This window comes from Veillonella sp. T11011-6 (assembly GCF_002959755.1).
In the GTDB taxonomy this organism is placed as follows: Bacteria; Bacillota; Negativicutes; order Veillonellales; family Veillonellaceae; genus Veillonella.
Map to the genome: position 1 here is coordinate 613,215 of NZ_PPCW01000001.1, position 25,087 is coordinate 638,301.

Annotated in this window: 25 protein-coding genes and 1 other annotated feature; of the genes, 8 read left to right on the forward strand and 17 right to left on the reverse strand. The window is 36.7% G+C overall.

From position 1 onward, the window contains the following. Positions 1-14 precede the first annotated feature (14 nt). Entirely contained in the window at positions 15-1,247 is a 1,233-nt protein-coding gene (locus VRHSUH10_RS02885) for a threonine/serine exporter ThrE family protein (protein WP_105089548.1), read from the forward strand. A gap of 121 nt (positions 1,248-1,368) precedes the next feature. Here VRHSUH10_RS02885 and VRHSUH10_RS02890 read toward each other — a convergent pair whose 3' ends face one another. Continuing rightward, positions 1,369-1,965, reverse strand: coding sequence for a hypothetical protein (locus VRHSUH10_RS02890; RefSeq protein ID WP_105089372.1), 597 nt, complete (start codon positions 1,963-1,965; stop codon positions 1,369-1,371). Positions 1,966-2,487: 522 nt separating this feature from the next. Between VRHSUH10_RS02890 and VRHSUH10_RS02895 the strand changes: the two genes are divergently transcribed. Continuing rightward, complete coding sequence (locus VRHSUH10_RS02895; protein WP_105089373.1) at positions 2,488-3,708, forward strand: OFA family MFS transporter; 1,221 nt, start codon at positions 2,488-2,490, stop codon at positions 3,706-3,708. A 193-nt stretch (positions 3,709-3,901) separates the two neighbouring features. After that, on the forward strand, positions 3,902-3,952 hold the full coding sequence (locus VRHSUH10_RS09600) for a hypothetical protein (protein ID WP_353511575.1): 51 nt from the start codon (positions 3,902-3,904) through the stop codon (positions 3,950-3,952). 264 nt (positions 3,953-4,216) lie between these two features. Here the strand turns inward: VRHSUH10_RS09600 and VRHSUH10_RS02900 are convergent, their stop codons facing one another. After that, entirely contained in the window at positions 4,217-5,479 is a 1,263-nt protein-coding gene (locus VRHSUH10_RS02900; RefSeq protein WP_105089374.1) for a hypothetical protein, read from the reverse strand. Between the two features lie 248 nt (positions 5,480-5,727). Here VRHSUH10_RS02900 and VRHSUH10_RS09605 point away from each other — a divergent pair, with 248 nt between their 5' ends. Beyond that, positions 5,728-5,778: a hypothetical protein gene (locus tag VRHSUH10_RS09605; RefSeq protein WP_369124197.1), complete on the forward strand. Its 51-nt coding sequence runs from the start codon at positions 5,728-5,730 to the stop codon at positions 5,776-5,778. 201 nt (positions 5,779-5,979) lie between these two features. On the opposite strand, the gene VRHSUH10_RS02905 is transcribed toward VRHSUH10_RS09605, so the two are convergent. Next, entirely contained in the window at positions 5,980-7,233 is a 1,254-nt protein-coding gene (locus VRHSUH10_RS02905) for a PD-(D/E)XK nuclease family protein (RefSeq protein ID WP_105089375.1), read from the reverse strand. A 133-nt stretch (positions 7,234-7,366) separates the two neighbouring features. Here VRHSUH10_RS02905 and VRHSUH10_RS02910 point away from each other — a divergent pair, with 133 nt between their 5' ends. Next, positions 7,367-9,346: a DUF2075 domain-containing protein gene (locus VRHSUH10_RS02910; RefSeq protein WP_105089376.1), complete on the forward strand. Its 1,980-nt coding sequence runs from the start codon at positions 7,367-7,369 to the stop codon at positions 9,344-9,346. A gap of 86 nt (positions 9,347-9,432) precedes the next feature. Here VRHSUH10_RS02910 and VRHSUH10_RS02915 read toward each other — a convergent pair whose 3' ends face one another. Together VRHSUH10_RS02915 and VRHSUH10_RS02920 are read right to left on the reverse strand one after the other, a co-directional pair. Then, positions 9,433-9,792, reverse strand: coding sequence for an MmcQ/YjbR family DNA-binding protein (locus tag VRHSUH10_RS02915; RefSeq protein WP_105089377.1), 360 nt, complete (start codon positions 9,790-9,792; stop codon positions 9,433-9,435). 6 nt (positions 9,793-9,798) lie between these two features. Beyond that, a complete protein-coding gene (locus tag VRHSUH10_RS02920) occupies positions 9,799-11,025 on the reverse strand; it encodes a hypothetical protein (protein ID WP_233187070.1) in 1,227 nt (408 codons plus the stop codon). 114 nt (positions 11,026-11,139) lie between these two features. Here VRHSUH10_RS02920 and VRHSUH10_RS02925 point away from each other — a divergent pair, with 114 nt between their 5' ends. Continuing rightward, the gene (locus VRHSUH10_RS02925; RefSeq protein WP_105089379.1) at positions 11,140-11,376 is read left to right on the forward strand and encodes a hypothetical protein; all 237 of its coding nucleotides are present in this window, start codon (positions 11,140-11,142) and stop codon (positions 11,374-11,376) included. Positions 11,377-11,496: 120 nt separating this feature from the next. Here the strand turns inward: VRHSUH10_RS02925 and VRHSUH10_RS02930 are convergent, their stop codons facing one another. From VRHSUH10_RS02930 to infC, 5 genes are all read right to left on the reverse strand, one after another. Continuing rightward, positions 11,497-12,138 carry a PdaC/SigV domain-containing protein gene (locus VRHSUH10_RS02930; RefSeq protein ID WP_105089380.1) on the reverse strand — a complete coding sequence of 214 codons (642 nt, stop codon included), beginning with the start codon at positions 12,136-12,138 and terminating at the stop codon, positions 11,497-11,499. Positions 12,139-12,283: 145 nt separating this feature from the next. Continuing rightward, positions 12,284-12,829, reverse strand: coding sequence for a hypothetical protein (locus tag VRHSUH10_RS02935; protein ID WP_105089381.1), 546 nt, complete (start codon positions 12,827-12,829; stop codon positions 12,284-12,286). Between the two features lie 122 nt (positions 12,830-12,951). Continuing rightward, a complete protein-coding gene (gene rplT, locus VRHSUH10_RS02940; protein WP_004696335.1) occupies positions 12,952-13,302 on the reverse strand; it encodes a 50S ribosomal protein L20 in 351 nt (116 codons plus the stop codon). A gap of 46 nt (positions 13,303-13,348) precedes the next feature. After that, entirely contained in the window at positions 13,349-13,546 is a 198-nt protein-coding gene (rpmI, locus tag VRHSUH10_RS02945; protein WP_004696338.1) for a 50S ribosomal protein L35, read from the reverse strand. A gap of 21 nt (positions 13,547-13,567) precedes the next feature. Continuing rightward, the gene (gene infC, locus VRHSUH10_RS02950) at positions 13,568-14,086 is read right to left on the reverse strand and encodes a translation initiation factor IF-3 (RefSeq protein WP_005386139.1); all 519 of its coding nucleotides are present in this window, start codon (positions 14,084-14,086) and stop codon (positions 13,568-13,570) included. Between the two features lie 485 nt (positions 14,087-14,571). On the opposite strand from infC, the gene VRHSUH10_RS02955 reads away from it, so the two are divergent. Both VRHSUH10_RS02955 and VRHSUH10_RS02960 read left to right on the forward strand, forming a co-directional pair. Next, positions 14,572-16,065 (forward strand): DASS family sodium-coupled anion symporter, encoded by a 1,494-nt coding sequence (locus VRHSUH10_RS02955; RefSeq protein ID WP_105089382.1) that lies wholly within the window; start codon positions 14,572-14,574, stop codon positions 16,063-16,065. 80 nt (positions 16,066-16,145) lie between these two features. Continuing rightward, the gene (locus tag VRHSUH10_RS02960) at positions 16,146-16,472 is read left to right on the forward strand and encodes a cupin domain-containing protein (RefSeq protein ID WP_105089383.1); all 327 of its coding nucleotides are present in this window, start codon (positions 16,146-16,148) and stop codon (positions 16,470-16,472) included. Between the two features lie 179 nt (positions 16,473-16,651). Here VRHSUH10_RS02960 and VRHSUH10_RS02965 read toward each other — a convergent pair whose 3' ends face one another. The 7 genes from VRHSUH10_RS02965 to mltG form a co-directional block, all read right to left on the reverse strand. Further along, positions 16,652-17,857, reverse strand: coding sequence for an MFS transporter (locus VRHSUH10_RS02965; RefSeq protein WP_105089384.1), 1,206 nt, complete (start codon positions 17,855-17,857; stop codon positions 16,652-16,654). A 115-nt stretch (positions 17,858-17,972) separates the two neighbouring features. Continuing rightward, positions 17,973-19,883 carry a threonine--tRNA ligase gene (gene thrS, locus VRHSUH10_RS02970; RefSeq protein WP_105089385.1) on the reverse strand — a complete coding sequence of 637 codons (1,911 nt, stop codon included), beginning with the start codon at positions 19,881-19,883 and terminating at the stop codon, positions 17,973-17,975. Between the two features lie 73 nt (positions 19,884-19,956). Next, positions 19,957-20,189: a binding site (T-box leader), on the reverse strand. A gap of 170 nt (positions 20,190-20,359) precedes the next feature. Beyond that, on the reverse strand, positions 20,360-21,349 hold the full coding sequence (locus VRHSUH10_RS02975) for a hypothetical protein (RefSeq protein ID WP_105089386.1): 990 nt from the start codon (positions 21,347-21,349) through the stop codon (positions 20,360-20,362). Between the two features lie 10 nt (positions 21,350-21,359). Beyond that, positions 21,360-21,635: a DUF4911 domain-containing protein gene (locus tag VRHSUH10_RS02980; protein ID WP_105089387.1), complete on the reverse strand. Its 276-nt coding sequence runs from the start codon at positions 21,633-21,635 to the stop codon at positions 21,360-21,362. 2 nt (positions 21,636-21,637) lie between these two features. Then, complete coding sequence (locus VRHSUH10_RS02985) at positions 21,638-22,879, reverse strand: U32 family peptidase (protein WP_105089388.1); 1,242 nt, start codon at positions 22,877-22,879, stop codon at positions 21,638-21,640. Further along, positions 22,879-23,487, reverse strand: a complete 609-nt coding sequence (locus VRHSUH10_RS02990; RefSeq protein WP_105089389.1) for an O-methyltransferase — start codon at positions 23,485-23,487, stop codon at positions 22,879-22,881. The genes VRHSUH10_RS02985 and VRHSUH10_RS02990 overlap by 1 nt, the downstream gene beginning before the upstream one ends. A gap of 23 nt (positions 23,488-23,510) precedes the next feature. Further along, on the reverse strand, positions 23,511-24,917 hold the full coding sequence (mltG, locus tag VRHSUH10_RS02995; RefSeq protein ID WP_105089390.1) for an endolytic transglycosylase MltG: 1,407 nt from the start codon (positions 24,915-24,917) through the stop codon (positions 23,511-23,513). Positions 24,918-25,087 lie beyond the last annotated feature (170 nt).

Consider the following 25,087-nt stretch of genomic DNA (forward strand, 5'->3'; position numbering starts at 1 on the left):
ACAACGAGGAAATAATGACAGGTGTGGAATTAGAAATTATACTAAAAGCTGGAAAAATACTACTTAGCAGTGGCGCCGAAATCAGTCGTACAGAGGATACCATGAACTACATAGCACGAGCTATGAATTTTAAAGATTTAGAAGCCTACGTATCCAATAGAGGTATTTTTGCAACTGCTAAGAAAGCTGATGGAACTGAAATTACTCGTATTTATAATGTTCCTGAAGTCGATATTAACCTCAGTAAAATTGAATCTGTTAATGCTCTCTCCCGACGTATCACACAAAAAAATATTACTATTGAGGAGATTGAAAGTGAACTTAATCAAATTGATACCATGTCAGACTATTCTTTTTTTTGGAGATTAGTAGCTTATACGTTAGGAGCTTCGGGCTTTAGCTATGCAATTGGTAGTTCTATAACAGACTCTATAATTGCAGGTATTATAGGCTTAATATTAGGCGTCTATATGTGTACGATTAAACGCATACTTAGCTCTGATGTATTGATTACCATTTTAGGTAGTATTCTAATAGCCTTATTGGGTAATCTCTTTATCCACTTTGAATTAGGCTCCAACCTATCAGTTATATTACTAGGAGCCATGATTGACATTGTTCCCGGAGTTCCTTTCGTCAATGCTATTAGAGAGTATAGCCAGAATAACTATAATACAGGAATAACCCTTATGATGGGCGCGTTACTTACCTGTATTTCAATGGCTGTAGGGGTCGCAGTAGTACAATCACTACTCTTCAACACACAAATGATTCCTCTTTATACCTCTAATTTAGATACTAATTCCTTAACCTCTATGTTTATGCGTAGTATAATGGCTGGTATTGGTACTACAGCATTTGCAATCTTATTCCGTGTAGCTAAACAACATTTTATCGATTGTACAATATTAGGATTTATCTCATGGTTCTTGTTCTTAACATTATCTTCACTACAGTCTAATGTTATGCTCTCCATATTCATCAGTGGTTTTATCATCGCCATAGCATCAAGAATATTGGCTGTTAAACGGAAATGCCCTGCTATAGTCTTCCTAATGACTAGCTTATTCCCTTTACTACCAGGGCTCAGCTTTTATCGATCCATTTATTATATGCTAATGGGACAAGAAACTATTGCCATTAGCTTCGCAAAAGAATCCTTTTTGATAGCTTTTACAATTGCTATATCTATCGTAATTGTAAAACATATAAAACCACCACGAATCAAAAAACACACTTATAAGTAATATAATCTTATAACAAATTCATGTAAATTACTTACACAACAAAAGAGGTTCCTATAAGTCACTCCTGTGACCATTAGGAACCTCTTTTATTTATAACTATATTGTGCTAATTAGATATCACTTATTTATAACTAAATTGCGCATCCATAATCATTTGGCGCAACTGCTCAATGCGAATACCTTCAGGTAGCTTGTCTCTATAAAACTGCAAATTATAATAGTAACGAGTATCTTCATAATCAGTAATTAATACCATATCCGTCCTATTATGTAATGGCCAGCCATACATAAATTCGGCTAGCAAACTACGCACACCATCATTATTGACCTCTATTACATCATGCTTAACAGGCAATACCATCTTTACGGTAGGTTCAGGAACCGTCCTATCTTTAACAATCTCATTAACCTCAGCATCTAACGTGGAACTCGTACTATCGATAGATCTAGCCTTTACATGCATAAATACCCCATCAGAGGTTCTAAACACCCTACCATCAATGTCCTTCGTTTCACCCTGCGTTTCGATAGCATTCTTTAATACTCGAAATTGATACGTTCCATAAAACTTGATATCTGTAATAGCATCTAATGCCGCATCATATTGACCATTATGTACATTCGTAACATGCATAACAGGATTTATATCGCTAGCTTGTGAAAGCATTGGTATTGCTAAACACAAACCTAAGCTTAGTAATGTAATACAACGTTTCATATGAGTCTCCCTCTCCCTAAAAACTATTATCTTATATGTATTGTAACATAGTGAAACTATTCTATTATAATATTGAGCCTTTGCTAATCTTCTAGAGATTGGCGGTGAGAGATTATATGAAAAAAGGCCCGACATAGAAGTCAGACCGTTTCTTCAATTTTACTTACTAGAAGCGAAGTCTGGCGTCCAAACCATTTATGCCTCACTTTGATATAAATTATATCATATCTAAATAGGGAAAGGAATCAAAGGATTTCTTTCCCTATTTTCAATTACAAATGTTTATGGTGCATACGATAGTGACTTATATCATCGACAAGATATCCTCTTAATTGCTATATTTATAATATATTACTACTGGGCTGACGGATTCGTAGAATTGACTACATGCACAGTAGCGCACATCGTGTGATAGCCGACCGTCTGGGCAAGCTTTTGTTCAGGCGGTCTTTTTTTGTTCTCTCATAGCAAATTTGCTATATAAATTTTTAATCATTTCACCGATATGAAAGGAGTTTTCTTATGAGAAATCGTTGGCTTATTGCACTAGCTGCCATTGGTCTGCATATATCCATCGGTAGTGTGTACGCATGGAGCGTGCTCACACGACCTATTATGACAGATATGGGATTTACTATGTCTCAAACAACATGGACCTTCTCCCTAGCTATCCTGATGCTTGGACTGTCTGCAGGCTTTTTAGGATCCTTTGCAGAAAAAATAGGTCCCAAGAAAAGCGGCCTTCTTGCTATGTTATTCTGGGTGGCAGGCCTATTAGGTACTGCTTATGCACTTAGTGTCCATAATCTTACCTTACTCTATCTATTCTATGGTATCATCGGTGGTATCGGACTAGGTATTGGTTATATAACACCAGTTTCTACACTGGTAAAATACTTTCCAAATCGCCCAGGATTTGCCACCGGGTTAGCCATTATGGGTTTTGGATTTGCTTCACTCATTGCAGGACCACTTATGCAATTCCTCGTAGCTCAAGTTGGATTAGTAAATAACTTCATTATCCTCGGCGTAATCTATCTAGTGGTTATGGGCGCCTCTTCTCTCTATTTGAAAGCACCTCAACCAAAACAACCACCTCGAACTACGAAAGATAAATCCACTATGTACGTTCACAACCATGGTATGCTAGCCAATGATGCTATGAAAACTTGGCAATTTGGTGCCCTTTGGTGGATTTTCTTTATTAATATTACCTGTGGTATAGGTCTTCTATCCTTAGCATCCCCTATGGCACAAGAAACCATTGGTATGACACCTGCAGTAGCTGCATCACTAGTTGGTATCATCGGTATCTTCAATGGTGGAGGTCGCATTGCGTGGTCTACTATCTCCGACTACTTTGGCCGTGCACAAACTTACATACTATTCTTTATTATACAAATCATCGCATTCTACATACTTGCCGAAACCAATAATGCTCTAACATTCCAAGCTTTAATTCTTCTCATTATCACCTGCTATGGCGGCGGATTCGCCTGTATGCCAGCATATCTCGCAGACCTCTATGGCATACGCCAACTCTCCACTATTCATGGCCGCATTCTAACTGCTTGGGGATTCGCAGGCATCGTTGGGCCCATGCTCGTATCATACTTTCACGAAGCAGGATATGGCTATACTACAGCCTTAGTATGCTTTGCTCTTCTATTTGTATTAAATACAATTATTGCTATAATCTTAAAAATATACGGCAAACGAGGTCTACATAAAAGATACTGTTAATTCCCCCGAACTAATTACAAAACGAAAGAGGTTCCTATTGGTCACCTAGGTGACTATTAGGAACCTCTAATCTATTTACTTTTATTATTCACAACATTATATTGAACTTGAGGCCTCTAAATGGGTCCAGCCTTTGCTAATCTTCTAGAGATTGGCGGTGATCAATATGAGTACATTCAAAGTGCTATCGTTGATGATTTCCTTTGGCATACTTGTGGCGACCATTATCATGGCAGCAAAGTGATTGACCTCTAGCTGAAAGCTAGCTTTCTAATTGGGGCATGAAAAAAGGCCCGACATAGAAGTCAGACCGTTTCTTCAACATTAAATTCTAGAAGCGAAGTCTGGCGTCGAAACCATTTATGCCTCACTTTGATATAAATTATATCATATCTAAACAGGGAAAGAAATCATATTATTTCTTTCCCTGTTATCATTGTGCGCCAAATAGGCATATATATGTTTATTAGGCTCTACTATTTTATTACTTATTGCAATTCAAGATAAGCTAAGACTTTAATCTTAGATTAAATAAGTTAATATCTCTATTATACATATCTCCAGTATTTAACAACTTTACATCTAACAACATATTTTTTAGTTGCTCCAAAGTATAATAGCCATTTACTCGATATAAAACAATATGACGATATTCATAGTCTTTATCGCGTGTTATAAATTCTAATCTACCCTCTCCATTAGATAATTCATAATCCAATAATAACCCCGGAATACCATCAAACCAGACGAAGCTTTTACTAATCCGAGACAATCTAATCTCTTTATTTAAGGTATGACCATATAAAGAATTAATATACTCAATATGGGTCTCAAAGTTATATAGATCATCTGGTTTGGCATTCAATAAAAAATGCTGTTGCTTATCATGTAGTGGAATCATCTGAAGGACTTGATTTACTCCATATGGTCCTTTATGCATTACAGTATAAGATTTAGATCCATATATACTGTCCTTATCTGTTGATTCTGTACGAGTTGAACCATTTAGTATCCGATACTGTAAATTCTTCGACATCGTAATAGTAGAAAATTCGTTAAGTCTATTCAAGGAACGTACCGAAGGCAATACATAATTTGCAAGAATTCTATTGGCTTTTATATTACGTTCTGACTCTGATTCAGATCCTGCAACATACGTACCAATACTATGACTAGTATTAGGATTATCTTTACTTGTAAAAGTAATGCCTACTATAGTACCTTGATTTGATTTATCCAAATTAGTAACGTTTAGATTCCAATATTTTGTATTATCTAATTTTTTATAAATAAATGTTCTTTCAGAACCACCTTTTTCAACAACATTATAATCTCTAGCGACATATGTACTGCCAGTAAGACCTTCTAAGGTATAGTTATGTTCACTATTTTGAATCTTAAATATACTTGAAAATGGAACTGTGAACTGTATCCCACTATTTTCTGTATGTTCTATTATTTCTGTTTGTCCATCTATTGGCGTCATAAACTGCTTAAAATCATGGCGTAACGTTTTCTCCAATTCAGCATCATCAGATATCTTACGCCATTCTTTTAATTTTTCAAAAGTACCATCAGCTTTAATTTGATTAATCATAGCCTGTGTACTAGCAATTTGCTCCAATGCGATTTTAGGACTAAGATATACATAATCTTTATACTCATCTTCAGGTATTTTGGAGTTTGCACCAGGTAGGTCTACATCTATAGCATGACAAGATACACAAATTGAACTCAATGCAATAGCATTTAATAATAATCGTTTTAACATATACAGCTCTCCACAAAATAGTAATTTTAACTGTATTGTAACATAATAAGAACACAATTATGAATACGATTACAAAACGAAAAAGGTTCCTATTGGTCACCTAGGTGACTATTAGGAACCTCTAATCTATTTACTTTTATTATTCACAACATTATATTGAACTTGAGGCCTCTAAATGGGTCCAGCCTTTGCTAATCTTCTAGAGATTGGCGGTGATCAATATGAGTACATACAAAGTGTTATCGCTCATGATTTCCTTTGGCATACTTGTGGCGACCATTATCATGGCAACAAAATGATTGACCTCTAGCTGAAAGCTAGCTTTCTAATTGGGGCATGAAAAAAGGCCCAACATAGAAGTCAGACCGTTTCTTCAAATTTTTACTTTAGAAGCGAAGTCTGGCGACCAAACCATTTATGCCTCACTTTGATATAAATTATATCATATCTAAACAGGGAAAGGAATCGTATGATTTCTTTCCCTGTTTGATTGTTATAACTTAAAACTTTTCCCAATCAAACTCTTTAATAACTTCTCTTAGCTTGTAATCAATGTCTCGTACCCACTCAATAAACGGTTGTCCTTTATTTTCATCCCAAGATGCTAACACTGGTTCAATACCAATATGAATCAAGGTATTTTCATAATAGTTGCCATGTAGAGGTCTAGTGACACATTGATTATAAGCACTACTTAATGTCTCCAATTCATTCAAAATAGTTTCATTAATCATAGTATTAAGCTTATCATATACCCTTTTACGTAATACCTTTCCAGCTTCGCTTGAGTCATTATTATAATATCGCAGTGATAGATATAAACCTTTTGAGTCATGATCTACGCGCCAAAACATCCAAGGCTTAAAGCTAGTTGGAGGATCAGACCAGATGGCCTCTGATTCTGTTCGACTCCAAAAACGACGATTAGTCCACGGACTACCACCTTGATTTGTACCTGTACTGTATTGATTGGTATATGTACTCATATCTTTCCATAACCAATTCCCATCTAAACCTTCATTATCAAATAAAACCTGTAAAAAACCATGCTGCGTAATACGTTCCCACTTAATATAATGACATTCTTCATCATCATATTTCCCATCAATCTTAGATACAGCTTGATACCAATCTAGTTGACTTTTTAAGTGCTCACAATAGCCTTTTAGAATATCGCTTTCACAGTCGTAATAATTTTTTAAGATATCCCAAAACATAGGACCAGTTAAATAGTTATCTACAGAATTGCTATGAGCTACTTGCCAATCATAATCAAAGTAATATCCTGTCTTAAAATAGACCGTATGAATATGATAATTTGCTATATCAGCATGGTCTATATTAAGGTTTACTAACTTAAAAGCTTTCTCTAATTTACTATAAGCATTCCAAGGTTTCTTATTTTTAAAAACATCCTCAAGAGACTCTCTATAAAATTTAATTTGATTCCCATGCTCACTAGTACTTGTTTTATCTTCTATGATAATAGCTAACTTATATTGAGGAATTATAGCTAATACATCAATATTTAACACTTGCTGAACTAAAATAATTTTATCTATTGAATTAATATCTACATTTGTTAATTGATTTTTTTCTGACAAGTTATCTATTAGCTTAGCTAGTAAATCTAAACCAAGTTGACGATATCTATGTGTAGTTACATTGTCTGGTTCATTAATCCAATTAATACACCAGCAAATAAAAGCATCTTGAGATAACTCACATGTGGCAAAAGAAAAAATATTATTCATAAATTTATTGCAACTCCAATTTAATTTTTTTAGTAATTATACGCTATAATAATATTATTATACTATTGATTTTCTTAAAATGAAAACTAAGTGAATCATCCATGAAATTAAGAATGTAAGGCTAACAATAAATATGATTATTTACTCTTCTACAAAACAATCTTTTATCCAAGATTTTGAGCAAGGTGTCTTGGTAAAAAAGCTACATCAAACATTAACAGAAAAATATCGCCGTGTTGGCGAATCTGAAATTCATTCATGGCAAACTTCTTTATCTTATATGGCTAATGTTATGCGTGATTTTGCTATACCGGACTTAGCTGGTGTTGCCATCGAATATATTGTTCCAAATACTCAAAAACGAGTGGACTTTATTATTACAGGATTAGATCAACAAGATAAAGAACATGTAGTTATTGTTGAGCTTAAACAATGGGGCGAAGCTTTCAAGGTAACAGATAAAGATAATATTGTATCAACCTACCTTGGCGGTGGAATCCATGAAGTAACCCACCCTTCTTATCAAGCTTGGTCCTATTGTAGTCTTATTGAAAACTTCAATGAGGATGTGCAAAATCGACCTATTAAGTTACATCCATGTGCTTTTTTACATAATTTTGACGAAAGCATCTCCCCTGAGCTCCGTGATCCTATCTATAATGATATCTTAAATATCTCTCCGATGTTCACACTAGGCCAAATGGATAGCTTACGTAACTTTATCAAAACCTATATTCCAAAGCCTGATACTACAAATATCATGGAGTCCATTGAACATGGTAAGTTGAGACCATCAAAATCACTTCAAGATTCTATTTTAAATATGCTAAAAGGCAATAAGGAGTTTGTACTTATTGATGATCAAAAGGTTGAGTTTGAACAAATAAAAAAAGCAGCGCTTGATGCTATTAAAAATAATCAAAAAACGGTGTATATAGTTCGTGGTGGTCCTGGTACTGGTAAAAGTGTAGTAGCGATCAACTTATTAGCAGAGTGTATTCATAATGGTTATATGGCACAGTATATTACTTCAAATGCTACTCCACGAAATGTATATAGCACCATGCTACAAAAAGGATTTAAGAAAACAGATATTAAAGCATTATTCCAAAGTAGTGGCACCTTCCATACACGGAAAAAGAACGAACTTCAAATTGCAATTGTAGACGAAGCCCATCGATTACGTAAAAAATCTGGTATGTTCCAAAATCAAGGTGAAGATCAAATCAAGGAAATCATTAATGCCTCTATTTTTAGTGTATTCTTTATCGATAGAAACCAACGTGTTACCTTTAATGATGCTGGTACAATTGATAAAATCCGAAACTTTGCACAAGAGCAAAATTCACTAATATATGAAGGTGTACTAGAATCTCAATTCCGTTGTAATGGCTCAGATGGCTATTTAGCATGGCTTGATAATGTACTACAAATTGCTGAAACAGCTAACTACGACGGATTTGAAAGTGATTATGATTTTAAAATCTTTGATAACCCTCATGAAATGTATGATGCTATAAAAGCAAAAAATGAAATAAACAATAAATCTCGAGTTCTAGCAGGTTATTGTTGGGATTGGCCTAAAGAGGGTCGAATGACATCGCTTATAAAAGATATCCAAATACCAGAACATAATTTTGGAATCAGTTGGAATCTAGGTAACTCTGATACATATGCTATTGATCCTGACTCTATCAATGAAGCAGGATGTATTCATACTACTCAAGGCCTTGAATTTGAATACGTAGGTGTGATTATTGGTGATGATTTACGTTATAAAAATGGCAAACTCATCGTAGATATTAATAAACGTGCTAAAACAGATCAATCTATCAAAGGTATCAAAAAACTTTTAAAGGAAAATCCTGAAGAAGCACAACGTATTGCTAATGAGATTGTGAAAAATACCTACCGAACATTAATGACACGAGGCCAAAAGGGCTGTTATATTTACTGTACAAATAAAGAGCTATCTAACTATTTTAAACTAGCATATAATCATCAATTAAGCTATACTTACAACGAATCTCAAGTTGTTCTATCAGAACAACCACTAGCGGCAGATAAAACAAATTCGAATATAGATAAACTTAATCTCAAGCTAGATAAATAACAAAACAGAGAGCCAGTAGTGCTATTTCTATAGCACTACTGGCTCTCTTATATTTAAAACAAATTTAATCTACATACATTAACGAGTTACTTCTTCCCCACCAACTGATAGCTCATATCCACTAGCATTTTAAGTTTCTCTATATCTTCATATCTTTCTATATCCACCGAGATCCAGTGTTGTTTATTCATATGATAGGCAGGATAGATTCCGCTTTCATGGATTAGATTGGGAATCAAATCAGGTTCACATTTTAGATTAACTACATCTATAGGTCTATTTGTATCTAAACCTACTTGATTCCCTCTAATAGTAAAGATACCAGCAAACCATTTTTGATTATCTCTACATCGGATTACTACATAGTCAGGATATTTTTCCCATGGATAATCGATATCACAGATGTATTCTTGTTGTAGATATTTAATGAGGTCATTGCGTTTCATAATTATTTACTGCTTTTTGGGAAATAAAGTCATATCAAATACACCTTTTGGTATAGCTGACATACCTGCTAAACTTTTTGAGTATTTGTCTTTATCATTTGCATTATCTACATACTGGACCACATCACGCAAGTCTTTTGATGGTACTTTATAATCTAAATCTGCCATGACAAAGTGCGTATACAAGTACTTATCATCATATAACGATTGAATATACATTTTTGATGTGGATCGTTCTACTTCCATATAAATAGCTGGGGTAGCATCATTCCAAACGGTTGCATATTGAATCGGTCTATACTCAGAGTAAGGCTTATACATAGCAAAGTATTGTATCAATTTAGCATTTATTGTATGTGGTTTAGCTAATTCTTCTGGCTGTAATTCTCGTACCATAATGCCTTCACGATAGCTTTTACCATCATAAATGTAAATAGCATCATTATCAGGACCGTTATACGTTAAATCGCTAGATTTCAACGTTTGGAATGTAAATCCATTAATTGTGATAGGTTTAGTTTTTGAAAGAAATTGCTTAGCTGGCTCAATAGACGGCAACACATAATTAACCAAAGGAGACATGAGCTGTTTATATACATACTCTTGATCATGTGTTTTCAACAGCTCCACCTCTTTCTTTTTAGTCAAATCAAAAGCAATCCGATACGATACCGAAGGCTCTGCCTTAACTTTAAAATTAATAGCCCCCTCTAATGAACCCGTTTTTGTGGGGCTAATCTCCCATGTTGCATTTTTAACAGTTGGATAGAAAAATGAATTACCTGTAGATGTGCTTTGATTTTCTTTGCGTATGTTATAATTTAGATTTCCATCAATTAAAAGAAAGTTTCCGTGCTTAATCTCTGTAGTTAATGGGTCTCCCTTAATGGTTTTACCAAACTGAGTCCCTTCAGGAAAAGTAAATTTTAAATTAGCTCCATTATCTTTAAGAATAAAAACAGAAGATGAGAAGTTAACTGAATGATTTAATTCTTGAGTTAAATATACTAATTCATCTATCGTCCATTTTTTAGGCATATTATTTGCATATTTAGCCCTCACCTTATCGCCTACATCGACTTCCATTTTCTTCGCGGTCGTATCTACCTTTCGATAGTTTTGATATGCATCCTTTGAAATTGTAGGATCTGCACCTGGTATATTAATATCAATTGCTTGGCTACCTAATGTCACAAAACTAAAACATAGTGCAGCCATTAACGTACGTTTCATCACAAACTCTCATCCTTTCACATAATGTCTCCCCAATATTATATATATAGAATATCATATTTTATTTGACTCATAGTAGTATAATATAAATATAGGATCAAGGAGGTAATTACTATGAAATTTACAAAACGTATACTTGTCATGACTGCTTTAGCCGTAACCGCTGTTGTATCTACTGGATTTGCTTACGATTATGTATGCAATAACTCTCAGTACAATTGCAACACTAACACACAATACAACTCCGATAACAATACGAACAATACTAACTATGCAACATCCAACAATAACAACCAAAATTATTGTGGTCCAAACTCAAATTTTAGAGGATGCGGCGGATATAGAAAATAATATTATAAATACACCAAAAGCCTATAGTACAAAATGTACTATAGGCTTTTGTCGTATATTACAAGAATACTATTTAATTCATCAAAATACAGTTAGGATTAATATGACAACATACTTTTATCAGGAGTTCATTCTGTTAAAGTATTCAATGGCTTTTGGTGAGAATTCAACGAATGTATTCCCATAAGAGAATGGTCCCAATTCATATGGTTGGTATACAAGGCCTATAGCGCCTTTACCTTTCAAGTAGTAGTTGTCAGAAACATATTCTACATTCCAGTTAGGTAGTAAGTCTGCTTTTTTATGACCTTCACTGTAGAAGCGTAAAATACCAGAGTTAATGCCTCCTTCTATTTGTTGTGGATTAGCAATTTTTACATAGTTATATAATGGAATTCTTTGGCCAGTTATCTTGTTATATACTAGACCTTTGGTGTTATACATACCATGTGCACTACCAGCATGGTAATGATAGGTAGTTAACAAAATAGATACAACTTGAGCGTCTTCATAGGTAACTTTATAGTTTTGCTTTACTTGATATGCATGTTGATCGTAATAAACTGATTTTGCGTATAAAACATAGTTAGCAATGTCTGTATTAATTGCCTTTTGTGCAAACATATTATTGGTATATACCAATGGATATTTTAATTCCATGTTTACATCGGACTGACTACCTGTAACAACAGTTGCATAGGTAGGCACCGCCAACATAATACCTAACATAGAGGTCATACATAGCTTTTTAAAGATTCCCATAATACTGTCTCCTTTTAACAAACACCTTTAAATAGGTCATTACTGTGTTAGTTCTACAAGCTATAATAAAAGTCCTCTTTTTATATTTCATTTTTCTGATAATTTATTCATTATATAAAATAACAAGACTATCTAGTCTTTCACACTAAATGTTAGGAAGAATGCCCCCTAATACAGCACTAAGAAGCCCAAGTACAATCATCCAAATTGATATAAACATTAAAACAAAGGATGTATGTGTATAGATTTGTATAGTAAATTGATTATAGTTGATATCACCTTTAATCACCTTATCGCCTACTTTTTTCATAACTGCATCTAGTACAAAGGGATCTTCTGTAACGGATAGTCTATAGGTGCCTGGACCCGCATCAAAGGTATATAATTCCATTCTAGAGTGAGTAATGCCATTGACTCGGGCGCGCATAATAGATAGAAATAAAGGAATTGTCCTTCCCGTTTTTTCATCAACTATATTGAATCCAAATTCACCAACAGGTGCCTTTGTAAACATTTTTCCACTCAGCCATAGGCCATACGTACCTGCTCGCTCTAAGGTAAAGGTTCCTTCTTTGTCTACGTAGGGCATTTCATATAACATTTTAGCCCTGCCAAAGCGAATCGTATTTTTAATACCTAAATAGAACAAATAAAGTCCTAAGGGTATCAATAGATAAAATAATTGTTCCATTATCTACGCCTCCTCTATGCATCCTCTTTTACACAACACGATATGTATTTTCAATATATCATATTTCCACCATACAAAAAAGGACCCTCCAAAGAGAGTCCTTAATCTGTATTGTTATGCTATTAAGCGTTTTTAGCTACTTCAACAAGTTTAGCGAATGCTGCTGCATCGTTAACTGCCAAGTCAGCCAACATTTTACGGTTAACTTCAACGCCTGCTTTAGCTAAACCAGCGATGAAACGGCTGTAAGTTGTGCCATTGATGCGAGCCGCTGCGTTGATACGAGCGATCCACAATTGACGGAATTCGCGTTTTTTCGCACGACGGTCACGACGAGCATAGTACAACGCTTTCATTACTGTTTCGTTAGCTTTTTTGAACAAACGGGAACGTGTACCACGGTAACCTTTAGCTAATTTTAAAATCTTTTTATGACGTGCATGAGCTGTAACGCCTTTTTTCACTCTTGCCATTGTATATTCCTCCTAAATTACGATGTATCGATCTAATAGTTAACGATTAAGCGTATGGTAAGCATTTAGCTACACGTTTGTGGTCAGCTTTTGCAACCAATGTAGCTTTACGCAAATTACGTTTACGAGCTGGAGATTTTTTCTCAAGAATGTGGCTTTTGAAAGCTTTTGCACGCTTGAATTCACCAGTACCAGTTACTGCGAAACGTTTAGCCGCTGCGCGACGAGTTTTAATTTTTGGCATAATTATAATCCTCCCAAAACATTATTTACTTACTAAAATCATGGTCATGTTACGACCTTCTAATTTAGCTGCTTTTTCAATAGACGCTGTTTCTTTGAGTTCTTCAGCGAAACGTGTCAACACTGCCATGCCTAGTTCTGGATGTGAAAGTTCACGACCGCGGAACATGATGGTTACTTTTACTTTGTTACCTTCACCCAAGAATTTGGATGCGTTTTTCATTTTTACGTAAAAGTCATGGTCTTCAATATGTGGACGTAACTTAACTTCTTTTAAAGTTACGATTTTTTGTTTCTTCTTCGCTTCTTTCTCGCGTTTTTGTTGTTCATAACGATATTTACCGTAGTTCATAATGCGAGCTACTGGTGGTTTAGCGTTAGGTGCAATTTCCACAAGATCAAGATGCTTTTCTTCAGCCAAAGCCAACGCTTCACGGCCAGACATGATGCCGATTTGTTCGTTTTCAGGACCTACGACACGAAGTTCACGAGCACGAATCTCTTCATTAATGCGTGGTGTATCCTTGCTAATAGCGTTCACCTCCAAGAGAATAAAAAAAACGGACGGCAAACACCATCCGAATAGAGTTCTCTATATTAACCTCATACTTCTTGGTATTAGGTGAGTGGCGGATGGCCTCTGCTTCATAAATTACTTAATTATAATAACAAATCGAATGGTGAAAGTCAACAATAATATTGAGCTTTCAACAATAAATTTATTATCACAACTCTTATAGTATAACAGACATTACAAGTTCTGTATATAGGTATACTTACTGACACCGCTCTCTCTTTATGTATACAATATTCTTATAAATTATACAACTAATTCTATAGAAAATACGATACAATAATATTTATAAAATAGTCTAGCTTATATAGTGTGCTTTATAGAATAGCGTATATTATAGGATAGTGTACTTTATAGAATAGTATACTTTATAGGATAGTCTAGTTTATATAGTTTACCTTATTTATTATTATACAGTAATAGTTATGATACAAATTGAAAGGAGTTTTATTATGAGTGTAACAACCACTGCCCCTCCACAAAAGGCGCGTACAACTGCTCAAAATATTGGACTTATTTTATCCTTCATTGTTTTAGGTGGCATTTTATTATTACCTACACCAGAGACATTATCTACCGGTGGTCATCGTATGATTGGTGTGCTTGCTTTTGCCATCATCTTGTGGATGACCTCAGCAGTGTCCTATCCAGTAAGCGCCACCATGATTACTGCACTTACCGCTTTACTATTAGGGTTCTCACCGAATCCCGAAGCACCTGCTAAGGCGATGGGCACAGCCAATGCTTTGAAGCTTATCATTTCTGGTTATTCTTCACCAGCCATGATTCTCGTAGGTGCTGCTATGTTTATCTCTGTAGCCATGCGTAAAACGGGTCTCGATCGTCGTATCGCCATGTTAGTACTATCTAGCGTTGGTACTAAGGTAAGTCGTATTTATTTAGGTGTTATTATTACAGGACTTATCCTCGCCTTCTTCGTACCAAGTGCAACGGCTCGTATTGCTTGCTTAGCACCGATTATCATTGGTATTGTTGAGAACTTAGGTATTGAACGTAAGAGCCGCGTAGCCGCTCTAATCATGGTAGGCGCCGTACAGGCCGATACGTTCTGGAATATTATGATCCAAACAGCTGCCGCACAAAATCTTGTGGCTGTAGGCTTTATACAAACTCAGATGAATACCTCTATTAGCTGGATAGATTGGCTCTCAGCAGCGGCTCCATTCTCCATCATTATGGTTATCATCGCCTATTTCTTAACACAAGCATTAATTAAGCCGGAGTTTAAAGAACTTGTAGGTGGCGATGTACAACTCGCTAAAATGCGCCAAGAAATCGGTCCTATGAGTACTGATGAAAAGAAATTGTTATGTATTTCTATCGGTCTTCTCGCATTGTGGGCTACCGCTGGCAAGCTACATTCTATCGATACAACAACTACAACAATTGTAGCTATCGCATTGTTCTTCTTCCCTAAGATTGGCATTATGGATTGGAAATTTGCACAGCCAAACATCGACTGGGGTTCCATCGTTATGTTTGGTGCTGGTATCGGTCTTGGATCTGTATTACTGAAAACAAAGGCAGCCACTTGGCTGGCTCAAGTATTCGTAAATGCCTTCTCCCTTGAAAGTGCCAGCGTATTCATCCTAATTGCTGTAATGGCGGCCTTCCTCATTGTCATTCATCTAGGCTTTGCATCTGCTACAGCCCTCTCCTCTGCTATGATTCCTATTGTAATTTCTATTGTAGTTGGACATAACGCAGAAGGTCTCAACCCAATCGGCGTAACAATGCTTATGCAATATGCGATCTGCTTTGGTCTAGTACTACCAGTAAACTCCCCTCAAGGCATGGTGGCTTATGGTACAGATACATTTGATGTAAAAACATTTATGACTACAGGCATTCCATTAACGATTATTGGCTATATCATGATGCTCGTATTCGCTCTTACATACTGGCACTGGATTGGAATTGCCTAAAATTACATAATGATTATATACTATTATCATCAATAAAAATGCTTTATATTTAACTTGTAATATTAATAAGGAGTAAAAGTATGGCCTTTAAATCTAGTTTTTCGAAAATTATTCATGAAATGCCCAAACGCGATTATGGAATCCCAGGGTTACATGTATATGTCGACCATACTGCACAAGCAACTATTTACTATGTAGAAACAGAACAGGAGTTAACATTCCCTGAACACAAACATGCAGAACAATTTACAGTAGTAGTTAATGGTTTCTGTGAATTAACAATTGATGGCAAATCAACACGATATGAAAAAGGAGATTCCTACACTATTCCAGCGGATACTTTACATACAATTTACTTATCTGCAGGTTATGCAGAAATTGATTATGTAGATGATCCAAATGATTAACTTTTAATACTTACCTTGCCGCACCCACATAGCAAGTGGTTCTATAATATGCGACTACGTCGCGAACCAGTCTAAAGACAATAATAAGATATGAAAAAGGCGCCGTCTTACGACAGCGCCTTTTCATTTTATATTTCTTAATTATAAATCTACTATTTAAATGCTTTTACAATAAACTATTATTCTAACTCTTTGCCCTTTAGTTCAGGGATTAAGAATATAGTTGCTAAAATATCTAGTACGTAGATAATAGCTAGAAATGCAATCGCTACTTGGTAGGAGTACATAGAGATGATCATGCCTACTACCATTGGGCTAAAGCCGCCTACAGCACGACCAATATTAAATAGTACGTTTTGAGCCGTTGCACGGGCAGTTGTTGGGTAGGCTTCTGCCATCAAGGCACCGTAGCCACCCATCATACCATTTACAGAGGCGCCTAAGATAGCACCGGCAAATAGCATGGCAGTTGGATCAGATAGTTGAGAATAGATTAAAATAGATGCTACAGCACATACTTGGAATAGGATGAATGTAGGTTTACGACCGATTTTATCTGCCAAGCGACCAAATAGCCAAATACCAACCATCATGCCACATACAGTAACAGCTGTCCATAAACCGGATTTTGTAAGGGAGAAACCTAATTGCTTACTTAAGAAATTAGGTAACCAAATCATAATACCGTAATACCCAAAGTTTTGAACAGATGTTAAAATAGCAACACCAATAGATGTCTTTGTAGTTCTTACATCTTTTACTAATAACTTGAAAGAGTTTGTATGTGAATGCTCTTTATCTTCTTTACTTTGTACAAAGATTTCTGGTTCATGTAGTTTCGCACGGAATCCCCAAGCAACTAGTGCTGGAATAATGCCAACCATAAACATACCACGCCATCCAATGATAGGAATAAGTAATGGTGTTAACAAAGCAGCAGCCAACACACCTAATTGCCAACCAAGGGCAACATAGCTTGTCGCTTTTGCACGATGCTGTGCAGGCCAAGCTTCAGCAGCAAGTGCCATACCAATACCAAATTCACCACCTAAACCAATACCTGCGATTGTGCGGTAAATAAGAAGATCCCAATAGCCTTGAGCAAAGGCACAAAGGCCAGTAAATACTGCAAATAGCACGATAGTCCAAGTCAATACGCGAACGCGACCAAATTTATCTGACAAGGTACCGAAGATGAAACCACCAAGTACGGCACCAACCAAGGTCCACGTCACCAATGAACCTGCTTGGCCAGTGGTCAAGCCTAAATCTCCAGAAATCAAGGTTAGCATAAAGCCTAAAATCAAGAGATCAAAACCATCCATAGCATAACCAATGGAGGAACCAATAACGGCTTTCCAGCCATATGAATTTACTTCTTTCATAGTATTTCCTTTCGCTACTCACAGGTAACAATTAAAGAGATAGCCCCCACTATACAAATGACCAACTCCTAGACTTAAGTCTAATGAAAGGCTTTAGTATATGGGGGCTAAGTAATTAGTTACGTTCTTTGATTTCAATTTTAATGGAATTGAAGAATTCTTCAAATGGTACGGAACCTAATTCGTCACCACCGTGTTTACGAACGTTAACTGTACCTTCTTCAACTTCTTTATCGCCTACGACAAGCATGTATGGAACTTTTGCCATTTGTGCTTGGCGGATTTTGTAGCCAATTTTTTCGCTACGATCATCCACTTCTACACGTACATAGTCGCGATGCATTTGTTTTGCCAATTCTTTAGCATATTCAACATGTTTTTCAGAGATAGGCAAGATTTTAACTTGTACAGGAGCCATCCAAGTTGGGAATGCACCTGCATAGTGTTCAGTTAAGATACCGATGAAACGTTCCATGGAGCCGAAGCATGCACGGTGAATCATGATAGGACGATGTTTTTGACCATCTTCACCAACATATTCAATTTGGAAACGTTCAGGCAAGTTCATATCCAATTGGATAGTACCACATTGCCATGTACGACCTAAGGAGTCTTCGATATGGTAGTCAAGTTTAGGACCATAGAATGCACCATCGCCAGGGTTGATTACGTAAGGAATACCTTTTGCTTCAATGGCATTGCGCAATGCTTCTGTAGCTGCTTCCCAGATTGCATCATCACCCATTGCATTGTCTGGTTTAGTAGACAATTCAACATGGTATTTCAAGCCGAATTGGCTATAAATACGGTCGAACAATTCGATAACTTTCATCAATTCAGATTGCATTTGATCTGGCAACATGAATACGTGAGCATCATCTTGTGTAAATGCACGTACACGGAATAAGCCGTGTAAAGCACCGGACAATTCATGACGGTGTACTAAACCAAGTTCAGCGTAACGCAATGGGAAGTCACGGTAAGAATGCATTTCGTTTTGGTAAACCAAGATACCGCCTGGGCAGTTCATTGGTTTAATTGCATATTCTTCATCATCAATGATTGTAGTGTACATATTTTCACGGTAATGGAACCAGTGACCAGATGTTTCCCACAATTGTTTATTTAAGATGATTGGTGTACGAATTTCTTCGTAATCAAATTCATGGTGAACTTCACGCCAGAAGTTTTCCAATTCGTTGCGAAGTGCCATACCTTTTGGTAAGAAGAATGGGAAGCCAGGTCCTTCTTCTTTGATAACGAACAAGCCAAGTTCTTTACCAAGTTTACGATGGTCGCGTTTAGCTGCTTCTTCAAGTAAGTGAAGGTATGCATCAAGTTCTTCTTTCTTTTCAAATGCTGTACCGTAAATACGTTGCAACATTTTGTTCTTTTCATCGCCGCGCCAGTATGCACCTGCAATGCTTTGTAATTTGAAAGCTTTCACCTTACCAGTGGATGCTACGTGAGGACCTGCACAAAGATCGATGAAATCGCCTTGAGCGTAGCAAGAGATAACTGCATCTTCGGGAAGATCTTCGATCAATTCTACCTTGTAGTCTTCGTTTTTAGATTTGAAGAACTCGATAGCTTCTTGACGAGACATTACGGATTTAGTGATAGGCAAGTTTTCTTTTACAATACGGCTCATTTCCTTTTCGATTTTGCCCAAATCTTCAGGAGTCAAAGTATGTTCCATATCGATATCATAGTAGAAACCTTTATCGATAGCAGGACCGATAGCTAATTTAGCTTCAGGCCATAAGCGTTTAACCGCTTGAGCCAAGATATGAGAAGCTGTGTGGCGCAAAGTATGTTTACCACCATCTTCTTCGAATGTTAAGAATGCTACTTCAGAACCATCAACGAGTTCTTCGCGAAGGTCTGTTAATTCGCCATTTACATTTGCAGCTAGTACTTTTTTAGCCAAGCTGTTAGATAATTGTTTTACTGCTTCCCCAAGAGTAGTGCCAGCAGCGTATTCCTTAGCACTACCATCAGGTAAAATGATTTTTACATCTGCCATTTTAATTTCCTCCAATTATTATCTAGGATAGACTGGATTTTTGTAATAAAAAAAGACCCTCTATCCCTACAAAACAAGGGACGAAGATCATTCGCGGTTCCACCCTAGTTAACTACCTATACGAATATATGTGTATAGTTAATTCACTTCATTAAGCCCGATAACGGTGGCGGCCGTATTTGCCTACTTAGGTTCGACAAATCAGTTTAAAGGGGGTAACTCTGATATATGTGTAAGGCATTTCCAGCATCAGCCTCTCTCTGGTACACAGGGATATGAGAATCATGTCCTTTGCATAACTTTTACTAGATTATAGTATCACAGGGAATTAAAAAATTCAATACGGTTCAATAGTAAATTTCATAAATTCTATAAATTCAACATAACACTCTTACTTCCTAAAACAAAAAGAAAACGGCCCGTATATCGAGCCGTTTTGTAAGACCTATTAAACTTTGAAGATTTTATTAGATCTATTAGCGTTTAAAGTTTGTAGATAACATAGCGCCAATTACTTTTTCCAATTTGCTATTGGAAAGATCTGGGCCTTTGTAAAGTGTTAAGAGTACATCATTAGAGTTATCTTGTTTAGATACCATCATAACACCGCTACCACGAGCACCATTATCGTCGTAATCTTTTGCTACGATAACGAGGTTCAAATAATGGTCTTTCATGTATGTATACACTTTGCTTGTACGAGCAGAGGAACCAATCATTTTCGCCATGCTCATGCCACGGTTAAATACGATTGCATTAGCATTATGAGGATTTGCCGCTAATTGTTGTTTTTCGTCATCATTTAGAGGCATAAGGTTTACCATGAGAGAGTCACCCATTTTACCACGGAACATGGCTGGCATTGTTTCCCGTACGTCTTCAGGAATACCTGTATCCGCAGTTAATTTCAATTCCTTAGGAACTGTCATATATAGAATGCCCTTGCTATTGCGGCCTACCTCTGTTGTACTGAGGTCTACAGCGCTAAGCATAATGGAGTCTTTAATAGTTGCTACTTGGTTTGCCAATGGTTTTTCTGGAACACCACGGCTTGCCAATTGTACATCACCGGACTTAATTTTCTTCAACGTTTCTACATTCCAGTTAGCCCCTTTTTTGTCGGCGTCGCTAGCTTCTGTGAAAGCATTCGCCCCATCTTTTGTACCTACATACACGTAAGTTTGAGCTGGGATAATTGTATCTGGTGCACCAGTTTTATTGAAAGCAGCACCATATACTACATTAGGGATCACAGTGGAGCCAATTTGTAAGTTGTTATTAGTTTGGCTTTCCACATCAAAGTTGATATTGCCAGTGAAGGTCATATCAGGACCATGATTGATGACTACTACATCCCCTGCTTGAGGGATGATAACAGGACCTACAGGGCCCGCCATAGCTACGCCGGCCATAGATACACTAAGGCAAGCTGTTAATAATGCACGTTTCAAAATAGATTGTTTCATAGATATACTCTCATTTCTCTATAGTGACATAATCAGATAAGCTAGTTAATACTTCAATGGCTAATGGCTTTGTAGATGGTGTGCAGCGCAACATGCACCGCCCACTCGTATCTACAGAGGTCATAACACCTAAATATTCATAGCCTTCAATGATGCGATTGATATAGTTTGTATGCTTCGGTGCAAGATGAAAGAACACATACGCTTCTTCTCCAGAGGTCTCTAAATCTGGTACATCGGGAAATGCACCGATAGATTTACTCGGTTCTAATGGCGTACCACGCATAATTACTCCGCTTTAGGTTTGCACTCACGACGCATCATGGAGTACGGTTCAAGTGGTGTATCCATGTAAATACGCACTTTCATTTGAGCATGTGGTGCTACATCGATTGGATTACCATCTTCGTCTGTCATTTTTTCAATTACAGTTTCCACAAGTTCACCTTTAGGTTGGCAGAATTCTACTTTATCGCCTACCTTGAAGTTATTACGTTGTTCAAGATCAACGTATTTTTCTTCTTCGTTGTAGCCCATAACTAAACCGATGAAGTCATGGCTTTGTGTATTGGTAGATTTACCATAGTTTTGAGCCGTTTCATCAGGACGACCTTCTGCAAAGCCATCAGTATATGGACGGTGAGAAATTTTTTCTAATTCTGCAATCCATTCTGGACGAACATACCAATCTTTACCTTCTTTAAGATACGTATCGATAGCTGTACGGTATACCTTTGCTACTGTTGCACAATAGTGAACAGATTTCATACGGCCTTCAATTTTAAGGCTATCAATACCAGCTTCATATAAATCAGGAATGCGATGAATCAAACACAAGTCTTTAGAGTTAAAGATATATGTGCCATGTTCATCTTCTTCAATTGGATAATATTCACCAGGTCGGTTGGATTCGACAAGGGAATATTTCCAACGGCAAGATTGAGAACATTGACCGCGGTTCGCATCACGGTTACCTGTCATGTAATTAGACAATAGACAACGACCAGAGTAAGAAATACACATAGAGCCATGTACGAAGGATTCGATTTCAATATCTACATTATCCTTCATTTCTTTAAGGTCTGCTAAGGATACTTCGCGAGCCGCTACGACGCGTGTAGCACCCAGTTCTTTCCACATTTGCACTGTATGCCAGTTTGTTGTAGATGCTTGTGTACTTACGTGAAGTTCAAGGCCTGGAGCCACGCGTTTAGCAAGGCTAAAGATACCCATATCAGCAACGATAATTGCATCAACACCGATACTTTCAAGGAATTTCAAATAATCCTCTAAACCTTCAAAATCCTCATTGTGAGGAATGATATTACATGTAACATGGATTTTTTTACCATGAGCATGTACGAATTCTACAGCTTCCTTTAATTCCTCATCGGAGAAATTAGAGTTACCTGCGCGCAAGCCAAAACGTTTGCCTGCACAATATACAGCATCCGCACCATAGCGAATAGCCATTTTGAGCTTGTCCATATTACCGGCTGGACAAAGCAATTCCATAAAATGTTCTGCCATTATTTGTTGTGCCCTTTCCACACACTCACACTCATACCATCCCCCATTGGATAGATGGTGGTGTTAAACAATTCTTTATTTTCAACATACGTTAAGTATTCTTTTAACCGTTTTACGATAGTTTTAAACCGTTTTGGCGGCTCCTTATCGCCTCTTACATAGCCTCTAAAAAGTACATTGTCTGCAAGGATAACGCCTCCTTCTTTCACATGAGGCAAAATGAGTTCTAATTGTTTAAGATATTGCCCTTTGGGACCATCTAAAAATACTAGATCATATTCATCGGTGAGTTCCGTTAAGACTTGAGACGCATCGCCTTTCAGCAATGTAATTGTATCGGCATAATCAGATTGGTTAATATAATATTTCGCCATTTCGTAACGCACATCATCTAATTCAATAGATGTAATATGTCCCTCCTCTTCGTCGAGTAGCGGAGCCATCAACAAAGCAGAGTAACCAATGGCGGTGCCCACCTCTAACACAGAGGTGGGCCGGTACAAACCTATTAATTCTTCAAAGAGATGAACCTCAGATTCTCGTAGAATCGGTACATCATTAATCATCGCGTAAATACGCTGTTCATTTAAAATATCATTTAATGTCATGAAAGTAGATTCAATCTCCTACATTATTTATTGCTATTACCACTAGGAATTACCAACGTAGAACGATCCACAGATTCAGCTGGCTTTACTTCAATATGAGGTAGTTGTTGTGTACTTGGTACAACATTTTGCATAGATTCTGGAGCAGGTGTTGTAGTTGGCACATAAGAGTTAGAACTAGATGATTGAGTTGCTGGTGCAGATTGAGCTGGTGCTTGTGGAGCTGGTGTTGGTGCTGGAATTTCAGCAGCTGGAACCGTTGTTGGTGTATATTTGTACGTAGGTTCCACATTAACATATTGAGAATCTGCTTCCACCGCTTCTTCAGAGCTGTAATTGTAGTTAGGCTCTGTCGTTGCCACAGCCACGTCATAGTTAGGACCTGCTTGTACGGCTGCTCCTGTATTAGAGGAGGTAGCTGTATCATTACCATAGATTTTATGAATTTCCGCTAAATGTTCTTCATATGTTTTAGAGAAGTGGTTATGTCCATCTTTATCTGCTACAAAGTATAAATAATCTGTATCTTCAGAATGTAAAACTGCATCTAATGCTTTTTTACCAGGGTTCGCAATTGGACCAGGTGGCAAGCCTTTAGATACGTATGTATTATACGGGCTTTGTAATTGCGTATCACCAATAGTTACATCTTCTTTTGCATAACCAAGTACATAGGAAATTGTCGCATCAGATTGCAATGGAATACCATGGGCTAACCGTTTTTTAAATACCCCTGCAATTGTTGGACGATCTGCATCAAATAAAGATTCACGTTCAACAATGGATGCCAATGTTACAAAGTCATGAATACTCATGTGTTGAGCTTGAATTTGTTTCTTTACAGCCGGTGTGAGGTAACGATTCATTTCGTCAGCCATCATTTGAATCACTTCACGTGGCGTTGCCCCTACTGGAATTTCATAAGTACTTGGGAATAAGAAGCCTTCCACAGGATATGTAGCTGGTCTTGTACCCTTCATGTATGGGTATGGTACAAAGGTTTTAGCTTCCGCTAAGAAGTCCTTTGCTTTCATGATTTGATTTTTTTCTAGAACGATAGCAATATCCCCAACGGTATATCCTTCAGGAATGGTAACACGAATAGATTCTACATGACCTTCTTGTAATAAAGAAATGAGTTCGCGCACAGTTACCTTATTAGGAATTTGGTAGTGACCAGTTTGAAGTTTATCATTAGTACCGCTCAAATATAACCAAAGCTTAAAACCTTGCGTAGTTCGAATGAGACCTCGTTCATAGAGCATATCTGCAATTTCAGTACCAGTCTGTCCCTTTTCAATGACAAGCACCTGTGTACCATCATCTTGAGCAAAGGTATTTGGTACCAAGTAAATTGCACCAAGGCCACCTGCGATGATTAATACGCCTACAATAATAAGGATTAAAATATATCTTAAGGCTTTTCTCACGACGTTGAGTTCCTTTCTGTAACATAATAGTATTTATCATCTTATTATACCATAAAGTCCATATTTCCCCTATATAAAAGGACATTATCATATTATGGGCATCTTAATATATAACAAATAAAAATAGCGTATTGCCCAAAGACAACACGCTAGATTTATAAAGAAAACAA